Raw genomic sequence first — 17246 nt, forward strand, 5'->3', positions numbered from 1 at the left:
GGGAGACGAAGATGGCTCGGGAGATTGCCGCGAACGAGACGGGCCGATCCGCGGCCATCGTCACCGTGGAAAACGTGGTGAAGCGGTTCGGCGGCTTCACGGCCCTGAGTGACGTCAATCTCAGCGTGAGGGCAGGCGAGAAGATCGTGCTTTGCGGACCTTCGGGCTCGGGCAAGTCGACGCTGATCCGTTGCATCAACCACATCGAGAAGCATGACGGCGGCCGCATCGTCGTCGACGGCATCGAGCTGTCGGACCGGATGAGCGACATCAACGACGTCCGCCGCGAGGTCGGCATGGTGTTCCAGAGCTTTAACCTGTTTCCGCATCTCTCAGTCGTCGAGAACTGCATGCTGGCCCCGATCAAGGTGCGCGGTCTGTCGCGCGCGGAGGCGCATGAGCGTGCGATCGGTGTCTTGCGCAAGGTACGCATCCACGACCAGGCGAGCAAATATCCGGGACAGCTCTCCGGCGGCCAGCAGCAGCGCGTTGCCATTGCCCGCGCCCTCTGCATGCAGCCGAAGATCATGCTGTTCGACGAGCCAACCTCCGCACTCGATCCGGAGATGGTCAAGGAGGTGCTCGACACCATGGTGGAGCTCGCGCGCGACGGAATGACCATGGTGTGCGTCACGCACGAGATGGGCTTTGCCCGCGAAGTCGCCGACAGGGTGGTCTTCATGGATCGCGGCGCCATCGTCGAGGAGGCGGATCCCGAAACCTTCTTCAATGCGCCGAGCACGGAGCGCGCGAAGGCGTTCCTCGGCCAGATCATTCATTGATCGGGAGCGACGTCAGGTTTCAGGAAGATGGCGGCACGCGACTGCGAATTCGTATGCTTGCGGGAGCCTGGCATCCAAATCCAATTCCAGGCTGTGACATGAAAAAACCCGCGGCGGATTGCTCCGCGCGGGTGTTACGAACTTTCGATCTTGCCATTCTGCCAGTGTTTTGCCCGACAAGTCAAAGGCGGCAAAAATGGTCGCGTGGCTGAGGTCGCGCGGCTGCTGATGGGTCGCTTAAATTAGCTAACAGTTTCAATGCCCCCGCTACTGTGCATGGGGTTGTTTTTTCAGTTTTTGTTTTGAGCGTGCCTTAGCAATCGTGCTCAGCGCCGTCCGCGCGGCGTCTCAGCCTTGACCGGCACCTCGGTCTGCGGCGCGCAGGTCGCGGCCGCAAGCGTCGCTTGCGCCTGCGGCATCAGGCCGGGCTCGGCGGCCAGGGCCTTCATCACGATCAGGCCGGTGGTAGCAGGGGAATCGATGATCAGGCGGTCGGCCGCGGTGATCTCCTCGTCCTCGGGCAGCTCGTTGTGCTGCGCTTCGGTCATCAGATCGAGCTCGATCACCTTCTTGCCCGCGGAGCGGTCGTTGATGGCGTAATAGGCGATCTCGTTGCGGGTGTAGAACGACACCGAGGTGTAGGCCTGGCTGACGGGGACGGTGAGCTTGATCGGCCCGCCCGACAGGTCGTAGCGGCAGATCGCCAGCGCAAAGGCCGGGTCCATGAACGGCATCGGCGAGGTGTTGGGATCGGCAAGCGGAAGCTGGGTGACGCCGTTGAGCTTGGTCATCGGCGTCAGCCGCGAATAGGCGTCCTGCGTCGCGATGCGCGGCAGCGCCAGCACGCTGACGAGATGGACGACGAGGCCGAGCACCACGCCGGCGACGATGGTGAAGGCGAGCCGGATCATGAGCAGCCCACCGTAGAGATCGTCGGCATCGGCGCATCGCGCTGGGTGCGCGTCGCAACGCCGACCGGGGTGTCGTAGAGGCGCAGCATCAGGGCGTAGCGCTCGATGCCGCCGGTCGGCAGCCAGTTGCCGGAGCGCGAGCGCGAGGCGATGCGGATCTCGAATGTGCCGTCGGACTGCCGCACGATCTCCTGGCTGGTGAAGCCGTAGCGCTGCAGCGAATTGGCGACGAGATGCCCCTTGCGGTCGTACAGCGTCAGCGTCCAGAACCGCGCCGGCGGCGTCACGCCGGAGACGATCACATCGCAGCGGCCGTCGAGCGCCTTCTTCTTGTCGTCGGCGGTGGCGGTGAAGGCGACCCCGTCGCCGGTGCCGATCGGCAGCTCGCCGTTGCGCACGATGGTGGCGCGCGAATAGGGGTCGACGTCGGCGGTGCCGGTGCGCGGGCGCGCGGTCCAGGGGCCGATGGTCAGCGCGCCGATCTCGGTGCCGCGCGTCGTCGTCATCCAGGTCGCGCCGACGCCCACCACGGTCGCGAGCAGGAGGGCAGTCAATGTGGTCAGGATCAGCCGCACGGGTTTCGATCAGTTCTTACGCGGGGCGGATGCGTTCGCATTCTCTTCCGCATAGTTCTGCGGGAAGGCGAGCGCGCTTGTCGATGAGGCCGGCCTGGCGGGCTTGCCGTCGCTCGCGGCCGACTTGTTCGCGGTCTTGGCCGCGTCATCCAGCAGCTTCTCGACGCGCACCAGGATGTCGGCGCCGCGCTTGGTCAGCACGGGCGGCGGACCGGGCTTGGTCTCCAGCACTTTTGGCGCTGCATTGGCTTGCGCGGCCATCGGCTGCGGCGGCAGCTTCTGGCCCATGCCGATGCCGGGGATTTCCCGGACCTCGACGCCTTGATGCGCCGCGACCATGATGTCGTGCCAGGTCTGCGCCGGCAGCGAGCCGCCGGTCATGCGGTTGGTCGGCGAATAGTCGTCGTTGCCGTACCAGACCGCGCAGGTGAAATTGCCGGTGTAGCCGACGAACCAGGCATCGCGATACGCATTGGTCGTGCCGGTTTTGCCCGCGGTCGGAATGCCGTCGAGCGCGGCGCGGCGCGCCGTGCCTTCGCTGACGACGTGGCTCATCATCCCGGCCATGTCGGCGGCGATGTTCGGCGGAATGGCCTGCTTCGGCTTCGGGCCGTCGCGGTCCCAGCGCCAGACGAGATCACCGGCGCCGGTGCGCACCTCCAGCACCGAATGCGGCGTCACCGACTTGCCGCGATTGGGGAAGGTCGCGTAGGCAACCGCGTGCTCGAGCACGGTGACTTCGTCCGAGCCGATCGGCAGCGAGGGCGTGTCGGGCAGCGGCGCCTTGAGGCCGAAGCGGCGGGCGACCTCGACGATCTTGGCGCGACCGATCTTGGCCGGGTTCGGCGCCTTCGGCTGCTCCTTCTGCCCGATCGCGATCGAGAGCTTGACCGGCACCACGTTGATCGAGCGCGTGATCGCCTGCGTCAGCGTCACCGCGCCGGAATAGGAATGGCCATAGTTCTGCGGACACCAATTGCCGATGCAGACCGGGCCGTCGACAACGATCGAGTTCGGCGTGAAGCCGTTCAGAAGCGCGGTGGTGTAGACGTAGGGCTTGAACGAGGAGCCGGGCTGGCGATAGGCGTCGGTGGCGCGGTTGAACTGGCTGGCGCCGTAGTCACGGCCGCCGACCATGGCGCGGATGCCGCCGTCGAGATCGGACACCACGGTCGCGGCCTGGGTCGCGTGATAGTCGCGGCCGAACTGGCGCAGCTGGTTCTCGATCGCGTCTTCCGCGGCCTTCTGCACGTTGGCGTCGATGGCGAGGCGCACCACGAAGACGCGCTCGGTGTAGGACTTCGGGAAGGTGTCGACCAGCTTGCGCATCTCGTCGAAGGCGTAGTCGAGATAGTAGTTCGGCGAAGCCTCGTCGCGGCGGTCGACCGCGAAGGCGGGGTTGCGGCGGGCGCCGAACACCTGGCCCTCGGTCATGAAGCCGGCATCGACGAGGTTGTCGAGCACGACGTTGGCGCGGGCGCGCGCGGCAGGCAGGTTGATGTGGGGGGCGTATTTGGTCGGCGCCTTGAACAGGCCGGCGAGCATCGCAGCCTCCGCCAGCGTCACGTCGCGCGCGGATTTGTTGAAGTAGAAATGCGCCGCGCCGTCGACGCCGAACGTGCCGCCGCCCATATAGGCGCGGTCGAGATAGAGCTTGAGGATCTCGTTCTTGGTCAGGCGCCATTCCAGCCAGACCGCGAGGAAGGCTTCGTTGACCTTGCGCTCGATGGTGCGCTCGTTGCTCAGGAACAGGTTCTTGGCGAGCTGCTGGGTGATCGAGGAGCCGCCCTGGCGGACGCCGCCGGCCTGGGCGTTGGTGACGAGCGCGCGCGCGGTGCCGGCGATGTCGATGCCGAAATGCTCGTAGAAGCGGCGGTCCTCGGTCGCCAGCGTCGCCTTGATCAGCACGTCAGGAAAATCTTCCAGCGGGATCGAGTCGTTGTGCTTGATGCCGCGGCTGCCGATCGGGTTGCCGTAGCGGTCGAGGAAGGTCACCGCGAGATCGGATTTCTTCAGCCAGTCCTCGTCCGCGGTCTCGCGGAAGGCGGGGATGGCGAGCGTGAGCATCACGACGAGGCCGCCGAGCCCGAGGGTCGCGGCTTCCGACAGCGGCTCGATGAACACCCAGCGCTTCCACCGCCCGACATAGAAGCGGTCCATGAAGGTCGAGTAGCGCTCGTAGAGCTCGCGGATGCCCTTGGCCGAGGAGAACAGCGAGGAGTCGATGCGCGCATCGAGATCCAGGAAGAAATTCCGGACCTTCTGCTTCCAATGCGGTGGTATGATCTGGCGCACCTAGAACCCTTGAGGCTCGGTTCGAAACCGTTCAAGCACCCGGCCGGGGCGGCATCGGGACGTCTTGAGGGAATGTTGCGGCAAACCCAAGGCGCCCGGTTCGCGTCCTTCGGGGACTTGCTGTTCCTTCTAGCCGAGCAGGGCCTATAAACCAATGGTCAGGCTCGCGATTTTGAACAACAGGCCTAATTGACCCCGGGTCATTACGGGCCTCCCGGGGGCGTTGCTTGCAGCATCGCAGGCACACGGCCTAGATGGGTTAACCGTAGCTCTTTCGAACTCTTGTTGAGGCGCATGACCGCAGCTCCCAAACGACCTTCAGGCCAGGAAGGATTCTTCTGGAAAACCAAGACGTTGGAAGAGATGTCGGGGGCTGAATGGGAGAGCCTGTGCGACGGCTGCGGCCGCTGCTGCCTGAACAAGCTCGAGGATGAGGACACCGGCGACATCTATTTCACCCATGTCGGCTGCAAGCTGCTCGATGCCGGGACCTGCGGCTGCAAGGACTACCCGAATCGTTCCGACAAGGTTCCGGACTGTGTCCGCCTGACCCCGGCTAATGTCCGCACCCTGAACTGGCTGCCGCCGAGCTGCGGCTACAAGCTCGTCGCCGAGGGCCGCGACCTCTATTGGTGGCATCCGCTGGTATCGGGTGATCCCAACACCGTGCATGAGGCGGGCGTCTCCGTGCGCGGCCGGGTCGAGGGCAGCGAGGAGGAGATCCCGGACGCGGACCTCGAGGACCACATCGTGCAATGGCCGGCCCTGCTGCCGAAACGGGCACGCCTGAAGCGACGTCCGAAGGACTGATCCGCCGCACGGATCACGTGTTCGGGATGACCCGGCGGCGGGATGCACCCATGCGCCGCGGTGCCTGCCTGGGAAGAACTTTGCTGTCTACATTGGACTGCATAGAACGAATCCTTCGCGGCGTTGCGCCGCCTCACGGCTTCCGATCGAGATGAACAAGTTCGACCGGCAGAGCAGTTCTGCCGACATCCAGGCGTTGCCCGACGACATTGCCGAAGAGCTGTCCCGCCTTCCGAGCGAGGTCATCAGCGTCGATGACGCGCCGTCCATCGCGCCGCCGGTGCCGCTGACCTCCGACGAGGTCCGCACCATCGTGATCAGCCTGATGCTGACGATGTTCCTGGCAGCCCTCGACCAGACCATCGTTGCGACCGCGTTGCCGACCATCGGACGCCAGTTCAACGACGTCTCCAATCTGTCCTGGGTCATCACGGCCTATCTGCTCGCCTCGACCGCGGTCGCACCGGTGTTCGGCACGCTGAGCGACATCTACGGCCGCCGCGTCATGATCATCATCTCGCTCAGCCTGTTCGTCGCCGGCTCGGTGCTGTGCGCGATCGCGCCGAACATGCCGATGCTGATCCTGGCGCGCGGTCTCCAGGGACTGGGTGGCGGCGGCATCATGCCTGTCGTGCAGACGGTGATTTCCGACGTCGTGAGCCCGCGCGAGCGCGGCCAGTACCAGGCCTATTTCTCCAGCGTCTGGATGGTGGGCGGCATCCTCGGCCCGGTCATCGGAGGCGTGTTCGCCGAGCATCTGCACTGGTCGATGATCTTCTGGATCAATCTGCCGCTCGCCGCCGCGGCGATCGCGATGCTGCTGCCGAAGATGAAGAAGATTCCGGTGTTCCATCGCAAGCGCAAGGTCGACTGGCTCGGCGGCGTTCTGCTGATGGCCTCCGCGGTCGTCTTCATGCTGGTGCTGACCTGGGGCGGCACGCGCTATCCGTGGCTCTCGCCGACCGTGCTTGCGATGGTGGGCGGCGCTGTCGCGCTCGCGGTCACCTTCGTCTGGCACGCGCGCCGCGCCGAAGAGCCGTTCCTGCCGCTGAAGCTGCTGACGGGATCGGTGGCGCCGTTTGCGCTGACGGCCGGCGGCTGCGGTCTCGGCGCGATCACGGGCCTCACCGTGCAGCTCCCGCTCTATTACGAGTCGGTCTACCATCTCAGCGCCAGCGAGGCGGGGCTTGCGCTGATTCCGCTCGCGGCGGTCTCGACCTGCGGCGCAGCAATCGCCGGCCGCACCATGGCGCGCGCCAAGCACTACAAGCGCGTCGCCATTGTCGGCACGTCCTGGGCCGCGATTTGCGCGCTGGGCCTGACGCTCACCACCTTGCCGCTCTGGGGCCTGCTGACGCTGATGGCCGCGTTCGCGCTCGGGCTCGGCACGACCTTCCCGGTCTGCGTGGTCTCGCTGCAGAATTCGGTCGCGCGTCCGCAGGTCGGCACCATCACCGGCGCGATGAACTTCTTCCGCTCGCTGATGTCCTCGTTCACGGTCGCGGCCTTCGCCGCCATCCTGCTGATCGCGCTCGGCACCGACATTCCGCTCGCGGGCGAGCATCACGCGGCCGGCGGCATCCCCGCGATCCCCGCCGACGACATGCGGCACGCGTTCCGCTACGTCTTCGGCGCCGCGACCGCGCTGATGACCACCGCCTCGCTCTGCCTGATCATGATGGAGGAGCGGCCGCTGGCCGGCCCGACCGTCACGCAGCAGGTGGAGATGGCGGAGTAGCGGCTAGCCGCCGCGATCGGGATCATCGTCGGCATTGCCTGCGCCGGTCTTCCGCGCTTTCGCAGCAAGCTGCTCCCTGAGCTGCGCCAGCGCGTCGGCAGACCAATCACGGACATCGGTGACCGCCACCCAGGCATCGACGTAGTGCTCGGGCGCGTAGACATGGCCGAAGCCCATCGGCGTATTGGTCGCGACCGCCATGTCGAGCGCGAGCTGCAGCATCGTCACGATCGGATACCATCGCAGCTCGGGCGACACGTCGGGTCCACGCGGTGCGCTCATCCAGGCTGGAGCCTGATAGGCATCGCGGTAGTCGAAGAAGGTGATCGCGTCGCTGGCATATTGCAGATAGACGACGCGCATCGGACCCCAGGGCGCATCTGCTGGCACCGTAGGTCCGTTCTGGTTCATGAAGCGGACGAAGCGGCTGTCGCGGAACTCAGGTAGCCAGGCCGGCGTACCCGGATTGCGGTTCGTGGTGACCGAGCGCCAGATGCGGCTCTCGAACGGCGCCCCGCTCCACAGCGCGCCGGCAATGGGATCGCCGATCGTCTCGAACAGTTCCGCGGATCTTTCCGAGTTCATGGCGCCGAGGCTGAGCCCGTGCAGATACAGTCTTGGCCGCTTGTCCTTCGGCAAGCTCGTCCAGTAGCCGTAGATCTCCGCGAACAGGGCGCGGGCCGCCTCCGCGCCGTACTCGGGCTGAAACATCAATGACAGCGGGCTGTTGAGATAGGAATATTGCATCGCGACGCTCGCGACGTCGCCATGGTGGAGATATTCGACCGTGTCCATCGCGGACGGATCGATCCAGCCGGTGCCGGTCGGTGTAATGACGATCAGAATCTTTCGCTCGAAGCCGTGTTGGCGCTTGAGCTCCTCGAGCGCAAGCTTGGCGCGCGCCTGCGCCGTGTCGCGGCTAGCGAGGCCCACATAGACGCGCACGGGTTCATGCGCAGGCCCTCCCGTAACGGCGCTGATCTCCGCTGCGGTCGGACCCGAGGCAATGAATCTGCGCCCCATGCGCCCGAGCTCCGTCCACCTCACCAGCGACGCAGAACTTCCTGTTTGATCCGGGGCGGCCGGTTGCGGCCGCTCGGGCTCTTGCAAGGCGTCGAGCTCGCGGAAGGAGGAGTCGAGCGCGTTGAACGCCGTGCGGATCAGGACATTGCTGGCGATCGACCAGAACAGCAGGCCTGCGACCAGCACGCCGAGGACGTTGGCGACCTTCCGCGGAATCACGAGCCTCGCGCGCGCAGCGAGGAAGCGGACGACAACCGCGAACAGCCGCCCCAGCACCAGCAGCACTGCGAACGTGATCAGGGCGATGACGCAGACCTTGAGCGGATGGGCGGTCTCCACCGGCGCCATCTTCATCACAGTGCGGATCGAGTTCTGCCATTCGGCGGCGCGCCACAGGAAGACGATGACGATGAGCAGGCAGATTGCTGCGGCCAGCGCATTCGCGATCGATCGCGCCCGCGCCGAAGGCTCGGGCAGTTCGAGATAATGCCACAGCCGGCGCCACAGGATTCCAGCGAAATAGCCGATCGCAAAGCAGCCACCGGCGAGGGCACCTTGCGTGAGATAGCTGCGCGGGATCAGCGTCGGCGTCAGCGCGGCCGCGAAGAACAGCGCGCCCAGCATGAGGCCGATACCTGATAGCGAGAGGAGTTGTCGCCGAATGAACCACGCGAGACTCTTCAAGACATCCTCCGGGGTGATGCTATTCCTTGTTGTTCTCCGCAAAGCTGCTCTTGCGCGGCAGCAGGATCGTGAATTCCGTGAACTTGCCGGGCTCTGTCGTGACGTCGATCGTGCCGCCGTGCTGCTTCACGATGATGTCGTGGCTCATCGACAGCCCGAGACCGGTACCTTCGCCGGCCGGCTTGGTCGTGAAGAACGGATTGAACATCTTCTCCTTCACCTCGTCCGCGATGCCGGTGCCGTTGTCGCGGATGCGGATCTCGATGCTATCGCCGCGATCGCGCGTCGTGGCGATCACCACCGGCTCGTAACCGGCGGCGCCGCTGCCCATCTGGCGCTTGGTCACCGCATAGAAGCCGTTCGAGATCAGGTTCAAAAGCACCCGGGAAATCTCCTGCGGAAACACCTCTGCCGAACCTGCCGCCGGGTCGAGCTCGCTCTTCAGCGTCACGTCGAAGAGCGGCTTCTCGGCACGCGCGCCGTGATAGGCGAGGTTGAGGCTCTCCTCGACCAGCGCGTTGATGTCGCTCAGCCGATGCTCGCCGCCGCCCTCGCGCGAATGCAGCAGCATGTTCTTGACGATGGAATCGGCGCGCCTTCCGTGCTGCACGATCTTCTGCAGGTTGCCCTTGAGCATTCCGGACAGTTCGTCGACCTCCTCGCGGGTCGTGTCGGTGAGCTTTGTGTCCGCAAGCGACCGGTTCAGCTCGTCCATCAGCTCCGCGGAAACTGCCGCGAAATTGTTGACGAAGTTCAGCGGGTTCTTGATCTCGTGCGCGATGCCGGCCGTGAGCTGGCCCAGCGAAGCAAGCTTCTCGGTCTGCACCAGGCGATCCTGCGCGGCGCGCAGGTCGTCGAGCGATTTTGCAAGCTCCCGGGTGCGGGCCTGCACTTGCTCGAACAGCCGCACATTGCCGATCGCGATCACGGCCTGGTCGGCAAAGGTCTGCAGCAGAGCGACCTGCTTGTCGGTGAACGGATGCACCTCGTTGCGGCGGAGCACGATCGCGCCGATGCTCTCGTTCTCCTGCAACAGAGGCACGCTCAGAATGCTGCGGTGGCCCATGCGCAGCGCGTGTGCGCGTCCTTCCGGGAACTCATCGCTCTCGCTGAGATCGGCGACATGCACGGGGAGCCGGTCGACGAAGGCACGGCCCGCGGTCCAGTTGCGATTGATCGGCCATTTCTCGAGGTTGATCGGAATCGGCCCATGGTGGGCGCTGAAGCGCAAGCTGTCGCCGTCCTTCAGCGCTACGGCGGCGTCATAGGCATCGCAGAGCTCGCAGGCGCTCTCGACGATCGCTTTCAGAGCCGGTCCGACATCGGTCGGCGAGGACGCGATCACCTTCAGGATGTTGGCGCTGCCGGTCTGGTGTCTCAGCGCCTCGGTCAATTCCTCGGTGCTCCCGCGCAATTCGCGGAGCAACCGGGTATTCTCGATGGCGATCACGGCCTGCGCGGCGAACTGCTGGAGCAGCCTGATCTGCTTGTCGGTGAATCGGCGCTGCTCCTGCCTGAAGATCATCACATTGCCGACGACGCGGTCGTCCTTGATCAGAGGCACGGTCAGCAGGCAGCGCGCGCCGCCGAGATCGACCAATGCCCGGCGATTGGCGTCGCCGCTTCGATAGGCCGCCGTATCGTCGAGATTGTCGATCTCGACATACGGCTCGCCCAGCAGCAGGCGAGCCGGCGCCGTGCCCGGACCGTACTCGAGCGGCTGCATGCGCCGGTATTCGTCGTAGGCGGGCGGCAAGCCGTAGGTCGCAGCGCTGTGGAACGACTTGCCGTCAAAAGTGTTGAGCACGCCGAAATTGGCGCCGCAAAGCTGCATCGCCTTGGCGAGCATCGCATCGAAGACCGGAACGAGGTCACCGCCCGAGCTGGAGATGACGCTCAGGACTTCGGCCGTCGCTGTCTGTTGCTCGAGCGCTTCGGTGAGCTCATTCGTGCGCTGCTGCACCTCGTTGAACAGCCGCGCGTTATCGATCGCGATCACGGCCTGGTCGGCGAAGGTCTGGAGCAGCCTGACATGGTGCTCGCCGAACGCGCCGGTCTCCCGGCGCGTGGCGATGATGACGCCGATCGCCTCGCCCTCGCTCATCAGGGGTGCGAACAGCATGCTGCGGTAGCCGCGGGCGCGCGCGATGTCGCGTGCGGCCGGCTCGAGCTCGGTGTCGGGCAATTGCGCCGCCGCACCATTGGCCACAAGCGGGTAGGGCGGAAACCGTGCGAACGGCACCGGGAACGAGGATTGGAGCACGAGATCGCCGGCCGGATCGGTCGGCGTGAACGCCGCAAGGTGCGCGGCGCCGTCGAGATAGCGCAGCACCGCCGTGGAGAAGCCGCCGATCAGCCGGTTGGCGTTGGCGGCGATGGCGTCGAACACCGGCTGCACGTCCGAGGGCGAGCCGGCCATCACCTTCAAGATGTCGGCGGTCGCGGTCTGGCGCTCCAGCGTTTCCTTCGTCTCGTTGAACAGCCGCGCATTCTCGATCGCGATCACGGCCTGGTCGGCGAAGGTCTGGAGTAGCTGTACGAGATCGGGCGCGAACGCGCCGGGCTCAGCGCGTGTGACACTGATCATGCCGACCGCCGCGCCCCGGTTCATCAGCGGCATGAAGAGCACGCTGCGGAAGCCGCGCAGCCGCGCCAGATTGCGGTTCAGCTCCGGGACGTGCTCGGCCTCGCTGTCGGGAAACTGGATCGTCTCGCCGCCGCGAACGAGGGCAAAGGTCGGAAAATCCTCGATCCGGCGCGGGAACGATGCCTTCAACCCTTCGTCCGCGTCCGGGCTGGTCGGCGTGAACGCCACGAGATGCAGCTCGTCGCCGATAAACTGGAGCACGGTCGCCGAAAAACCGCCGAGCAGGCGCTTCGAGCTGGACGCGATCGCGGCGAACACCGGCCGGGCATCCGAGGGAGATGCCGCAATGGTACGCAAGATCTCGGCGCTGGCGCTTTCCCGATCGCGCAACCGCGCATTCTCGGCCGCGGCCGACTGCAATTGCCGTTTGAGCTCGTCGATCCTGGCGACATCGTTGGAAGGGGTGGTCATTCGCAATCCGGCCTGGTGCCGCGACGGGCGCCGCACCCGGCCGGATTATCACATCTCCTGCGGCCGGAGCCAGCGCCCGCGGCCCTGCCGCTGAGACCGGGCTGCCTCACGTGCCCGGCCGCGACACCTCGGTCTCCTTGCTGGTGATGAACTCCAGCAGCACCGGCACGCCTTCCTTTGTCTTCTGGATGCCGCGCTGGATCGCCGGGATGATGTCCTCTGGTCTGGTCACGCGCTCGCCATAGCCGCCGAAGGCGCGCGCCATCGCGGCATAGTCGCCGGAAATGTCGGTCGAGCGATATTTCTCGGTCGAGACCGGCATCACCTTCAACTCGATCGCCATGGAGAAATTGTTGAGCAGGATCGACATGATCGGGATGCGCTCGCGCACAGCGGTCTCGAAATCCATGCCGGTGAAACCGATCGCGGCATCGCCCCAGACATTGATGCAGAGCTTGTCGGGCTTTGCGAGCTTGGCGCCCATCGCGAGGCCAAGGCCGTAGCCGAGCTGCGTCGTCTTGCCCCAGCCGAGATAGGAGAGGGGCTCCACGGCCTTCCAGAACGGCGAGAGCTGGTCGCGCGGGCTGCCGGCATCATGCGTGATGATGGTGTTGCTGATGTCGACGGTGTGCTGAAGGTCCCACAGCACGCGATAGGGGCTCAGCGGCGCGTCGTTGCTGGTGAGTTTCGGCATCCACTTTGCCAACCACTCCCTGTGAGAGGCGGCGATCTCCGCCGCGACGGCCGAGGCATCGCGATCCTTCGTGACGGTCTTGCCGATCTCCTCCAGCAGCGCATCGAGCACGAGGCCGGCATCGCCGACGAGGCCGATCTTCGCCTCGACATCCTTGTTGAGATGGTTCGGATCGAGCGTGGAATGGATGATGGTCTTGCCCTTCGGCATCGCGACGCCAAAACTGGTCTCGGTGAAGGAGCAGCCGATGCCGAAGATGACGTCGGCCTCGCTGAGGAACTTCGGAACCGCGCGCGGCACCGCAAGACCGCCGGAGCCGAGCGAGAGCGGATGTGTCTCCGGAAACGACGACTTGCCTCCCAAGCTGGTGGTTACGGGAATGGCGAGCCGCTCGGCGAGCTGTTTCAGTTGCGGCCACGCCTGCGCATAGTGCACGCCCTGGCCGGCATAGATCACCGGCCGTTTGGCGTTGACGAGCAGGGCGGCCGCTCCCTTCACATGCACGGGATCGGCGCCGTAGCGGGTGCGCAGCACCGGCGTGTAGTTCAGCGGCTCCGGGACCTCCTCGTTCCACATGTCGGAGGGGATTTCGACGATGACGGGCCCGCCGCGGCCGTTCTTGAGCTTCGTGAAGGCGCGGCGGAAGATGTTGGCGACTTCCGCCGCGAGGATGATCGGCTCCGAGGACTTCGCGAACGGCTTCATCGCCTCGCTCGAATTGAAGTTCGGCTCGACGTGCGCCAGCCGGCGCGGATAGCCCATCGGCAGCACCAGCACGGGCACGGATTCGCCAAAGCACTGCGCGACTCCGCCCATTGCATTTTCCGCGCCCGGCCCATGCTGCATGCAGAACGCGCCGATCGTGCGTCCCGACGTCACCCGCGAGATCGCGTCCGCCATGTGGATCCCGACGCGCTCCTGCCGCACCATCACGGGACGGATCTCGGCCTTCGCCGCATGCTCGATCAGGTGGTTGACCGGATAGCCGCAGAGGATCTCGATGCCCTCGCGCCTCATGATTTCCGCAATGGCGGTGCCGAGCTTCATGGCGTCTCTCTCCCTGGCGAGGCCGGTTGCTCCGGCCGATTGAGGGAGAGAGGATCAGGAATTTGGGGAAGGGTAAAGCGCGGGACTGCGAAGGAGGCGGTAGGTCAGGTATGCAGCGCCGGCGTCCAGCCGCACGGACCCGCAAGGCCATTGCATCAGCGCTTCGGTGCCGTGGCCTCTACTTGCAGCTTTTGCAGATCGTCAGCTTACGTTTTAACGCCTCATCTTCTTGATCGATCGATTGCTGCGCCGTATCCGGATTGGGCTTGGAGCCCTTTGCTGCGCGCGACGTCATGGGGCGCGTCGCCTGCTCCGGAGTGTCATTGTCGTCGACGGCGCTAAAGCCGTCATAGTCAGCGGCAGGATTCGGCGATTGTGGAAGGCCGCCAGTCGCTGGTGTCGACGACACCCTGTCGGACGCTGCCGGGGAATTCTTGGCGCTCGCCCGCGGCGGCGATTCCTTGGGTGGAGCAAGCGAAACCGGCGGCGCGAGCGAAGTCTGGCCTCTCGCGCTGTCGTACGACCATGCGCCGACAAGCATGAGGCCGAGAGCCAAGAGCGTCACGCTTCTCATCCGCATCCTCTCGGCAGCTCTGGTTCAACGATCGATGGCATGGCCCGCCGAGCCACGACGGCGTGCAGAGTATCAGGACTCACATGGCCGTCAAAGCGCCGTAGCCCAGATGGTGAGCGGCCCAATCCGGGACACGACCGCATCGATTCGCGGGCCCGCGATTGCCTTCCGCGCCATCCGGGCTGCGCCCGACAGGCAAAACACACGATCGCCGGGCGACCGCGATCGTCGGCCTCAGATCAGCGTCCCCGAGTGGATGCTCGCATGGGCGAGCAACGACTGAATCACGACGTTGTCGCCGGGCCCTCCGTCCAGCACGTCGACGCCGCCGCCGCCGATCAGCACGTCGTCGCCGAGCCCGCCAAGCAGCGTATCGTTGCCCGCGCTGCCGAGGAGCAGGTCGTCGCCGGCGCCGCCGTCGAAAACGAGGTGCGGCCCGCCGGGGCCGACGCCCGACGCCTCGATCACGTCGTCGCCGCCGAGGCCGTTGATGGTGATGGTGTCGTTGAAGTCGAAGTTCTCGATCACGATCTGGCTTGCGAGACCGTCAATCACCAGCGCGCCATTGCTGTTGAGCGAAAGCGAGATGACGTCGTCCCCGCCCGTGCCGTTGATCACGATCTTGTCGGCCGCGCCGTCGCCGCCAGGGGTGCCGGGAACGCCGCCCAGATCGATCTTGACCTCCGTCACGTCGGTGCCGCTCATGTCGCCGACATTGATCGTGTCGGCGCCGCCGCGGGCATTGAACGCGATCGTCTCGACGCCGTGCGTGTCCATCGTGATCGAGGCGACGTCCCGCGTGAGCTCGGCACGCCCTCCATTCGCGAAGATGTTGATGGTTTCGGCGATGTTGGCGCCGTTGAACAGCAGCGTGTCGGTGCCGCCCTGGCCCTCGATCGTGTCGTTGTCGTCGCCTGGATTCCAGACGAAGGTGTCGTTGCCCGCACCCATCAGCGCGACGTCGTTTCCGTCGCCGCCATTGATCAAGTCGTCGCCCTGACTGCCACGGATGGTGTCGTTGCCAAGTCCGCCGTTGATCGTGAGTTGCAGCACGCCGGCCGCAAGCCCGCTCGCATCGATCACGTCGCCGCCGCCGAGGCCATTGAGTGTCAGTTGATCGGTTGCGTCCATGGAGGCCAGGTTGGTGGCCGCGTGGAGGCCGAAGACCGTCACGCCGCCGGCATTGCCTGCGACGCCGAACGTGTCGGCACCCTGGGTCGCATCGACCGTGACGGTGTCGATGGCGCCGTCCGGCGTTCCGGCCGATCCGCCGAGGTCGATGTTCACCCGCGTCACATCCGTCCCGGTCAGGTCGCCCACCACGATATGGTCGGCGCCGCCCAGCGCGTGGATATCGACGTGCTCGACCCCGTGCAGGTCCATCGTGATGTTGCCGACGTCGCGCGTGAGCAGGGCGTGATCGCCGTTCGCCGTTATGATGAGGTTCTCGGCGACGTTGGCACCGGAGAACTGCAGCGTGTCGACACCGGCGCCGCCTTCGATGGTGTCGCTGCCATCGCCCGGATTCCACTGGAACACGTCGCGGCCGGCGCCGAGCTGCACGAGGTCGTTGCCGCGGCCGCCGACGACGGAATCATTGCCGTCGCCGCCGATCAGCGTGTCGTCGCCGGCGCTGCCAACGATCGTATCGTTGCCGGCGCCGCCGTCGATCGTCAGGTGCACGACCCCCGCGGCAAGCGTCGCCGCCGAGATCGTGTCGTTGCCGCCGAGGCCGTCGATGACGAGCGCGTCGTTTGCGCCTTCCGCGTTGGTAATGGCGAGAGCGGCGGGCAATCCTGTGACCGAAATTGACGTGCCCGAGCCGGACACCTGGATCGTATCGGCTGCGCTCGTGCCGTCGAGCGTCACCGTATCGGCCGCGCCGTCCCCGGTCCCGGTCGATCCGAGATCGACATTGACCTGTTTGACATCGGTTCCCGCGAGATTGTTGACAACGATGTTGTCGCTGCCGCCGCGCGCATTGATCGTGACGGTCTCGATGCCGTTCAGGTCCATCGTGATGTTGCCGACATCGCGGGTCAGCAGCGTGCGTCCGTCATTTCCAGCGGAAACAACGATGTTCTCGCCGATGTTCGAGCCATTGAACAACAGGGTGTCGGCTCCGGCCTGTCCTTCGACCTTGTCGCTGCCGTCGCCCGGGTCCCACTGGAAGGTATCGTTGCCGGCGCCGAGCATGGCGGTGTCGTTGCCCTGGTTGCCGTCGATGAAATCGTTGCCGTCGCCGCCCAGCAGGTAGTCGGCACCGTTGCCGCCGAGGATCGTGTCATTGCCGGCGCCGCCGTCGAGCGTCAGCGTGATGAGCGCGGCGAGGTTGCCGCTGGCGGTGATGGTGTCGTCGCCGCCACCGGCATGGACCACGAGGTTTTCGGTGGTGCCGATGTCCAGCGAGAACGGCGCCGGGTCGACGCGGTCGAAGCGCACGCGCGTGCCGTTGGCCGTGATGGAGAAGGTCTCGCTGCCGTTGCCGCCGTTCACCTCGGCGGTGTCGATGCCTTCGCCGCCTTCCATCAGGTCGCTGTCGTCGCCGGGATTCCAGATCATGCGGTCGTTGCCGGCCTCACCGAACATCTGGTCGTTGCCGTCGCCGCCGATCAGCACGTCATTGCCGGCGCCACCGAACAACAGATCGTTGCCGCCTTTGCCGAGCAGCGTGTCGTTGCCGGACTGCCCGAACAGCATGTCGCCGCCGGACCCGCCGGTCAGCGTATCGTTGCCGGCGCCACCGAACAGATTCGCCGCAAGCATCGCGCCGTTGCTCTCGTCGATCGTGATGGTGTCGTTGCCGTCTTGGCCGAAGGCCTGTATCAACTTGGTGTTGGCGACCGTCGCGGGTCCGCCTTTGATCGCGACCGCGCCGCCGTTGACAACGATCGTTCCGGCCGCATTGCGGCCCAACGCGATTGTGTTGTTCTGGCCGTTGCCAAAGGTGGTGAGAATTCCGGCGGAAAAGTTTGCTGTGACAGCCATGTGCGCTTCTCGCTCGCGTCATCGTCGGAACGAACCGTATGGCAGGATCATGACGCGTTTTGCGATG

11 protein-coding genes are annotated in these 17246 nt (G+C 65.6%); 3 read left to right on the plus strand and 8 right to left on the minus strand.

The window, feature by feature from the left end; genetic code table 11:
* The first annotated feature begins 11 nt into the window (after positions 1-11).
* The gene (locus AAFG50_RS14300; protein WP_028172257.1) at positions 12-782 is read left to right on the plus strand and encodes an amino acid ABC transporter ATP-binding protein; all 771 of its coding nucleotides are present in this window, start codon (positions 12-14) and stop codon (positions 780-782) included.
* 326 nt (positions 783-1108) lie between these two features.
* Here AAFG50_RS14300 and AAFG50_RS14305 read toward each other — a convergent pair whose 3' ends face one another.
* Genes AAFG50_RS14305 through AAFG50_RS14315 form a run of 3 tightly spaced genes read right to left on the minus strand, consistent with a single transcriptional unit; the run spans position 1109 to position 4563 of the window.
* Positions 1109-1693, minus strand: coding sequence for a DUF1254 domain-containing protein (locus AAFG50_RS14305; protein WP_028172256.1), 585 nt, complete (start codon positions 1691-1693; stop codon positions 1109-1111).
* Positions 1690-2268, minus strand: coding sequence for a DUF1214 domain-containing protein (locus AAFG50_RS14310; RefSeq protein ID WP_011085885.1), 579 nt, complete (start codon positions 2266-2268; stop codon positions 1690-1692). The genes AAFG50_RS14305 and AAFG50_RS14310 overlap by 4 nt, the downstream gene beginning before the upstream one ends.
* Positions 2269-2277: 9 nt before the next feature.
* Entirely contained in the window at positions 2278-4563 is a 2286-nt protein-coding gene (locus AAFG50_RS14315) for a PBP1A family penicillin-binding protein (RefSeq protein ID WP_028172255.1), read from the minus strand.
* A 294-nt stretch (positions 4564-4857) separates the two neighbouring features.
* Between AAFG50_RS14315 and AAFG50_RS14320 the strand changes: the two genes are divergently transcribed.
* Both AAFG50_RS14320 and AAFG50_RS14325 read left to right on the plus strand, forming a co-directional pair.
* On the plus strand, positions 4858-5373 hold the full coding sequence (locus AAFG50_RS14320; RefSeq protein WP_011085887.1) for a YcgN family cysteine cluster protein: 516 nt from the start codon (positions 4858-4860) through the stop codon (positions 5371-5373).
* A gap of 151 nt (positions 5374-5524) precedes the next feature.
* On the plus strand, positions 5525-7111 hold the full coding sequence (locus tag AAFG50_RS14325) for an MDR family MFS transporter (protein WP_271555857.1): 1587 nt from the start codon (positions 5525-5527) through the stop codon (positions 7109-7111).
* Positions 7112-7114: 3 nt separating this feature from the next.
* On the opposite strand, the gene AAFG50_RS14330 is transcribed toward AAFG50_RS14325, so the two are convergent.
* The 5 genes from AAFG50_RS14330 to AAFG50_RS14350 all read right to left on the minus strand — a co-directional run bounded on the left by AAFG50_RS14330 (position 7115) and on the right by AAFG50_RS14350 (position 17179).
* Positions 7115-8758: an alpha/beta-hydrolase family protein gene (locus tag AAFG50_RS14330; protein WP_074077125.1), complete on the minus strand. Its 1644-nt coding sequence runs from the start codon at positions 8756-8758 to the stop codon at positions 7115-7117.
* A gap of 79 nt (positions 8759-8837) precedes the next feature.
* Positions 8838-11876, minus strand: a complete 3039-nt coding sequence (locus AAFG50_RS14335) for a GAF domain-containing protein (RefSeq protein ID WP_039184107.1) — start codon at positions 11874-11876, stop codon at positions 8838-8840.
* Between the two features lie 106 nt (positions 11877-11982).
* The gene (locus AAFG50_RS14340; RefSeq protein WP_028172251.1) at positions 11983-13617 is read right to left on the minus strand and encodes a thiamine pyrophosphate-requiring protein; all 1635 of its coding nucleotides are present in this window, start codon (positions 13615-13617) and stop codon (positions 11983-11985) included.
* A 178-nt stretch (positions 13618-13795) separates the two neighbouring features.
* Entirely contained in the window at positions 13796-14191 is a 396-nt protein-coding gene (locus AAFG50_RS14345; protein ID WP_028172250.1) for a hypothetical protein, read from the minus strand.
* A gap of 234 nt (positions 14192-14425) precedes the next feature.
* Positions 14426-17179, minus strand: coding sequence for a calcium-binding protein (locus AAFG50_RS14350; RefSeq protein ID WP_028172249.1), 2754 nt, complete (start codon positions 17177-17179; stop codon positions 14426-14428).
* Between the last annotated feature and the right edge of the window lie 67 nt (positions 17180-17246).

Source organism: Bradyrhizobium sp. B039, from assembly GCF_038965675.1.
GTDB classification, from domain to species: Bacteria; Pseudomonadota; Alphaproteobacteria; order Rhizobiales; family Xanthobacteraceae; genus Bradyrhizobium; species Bradyrhizobium diazoefficiens.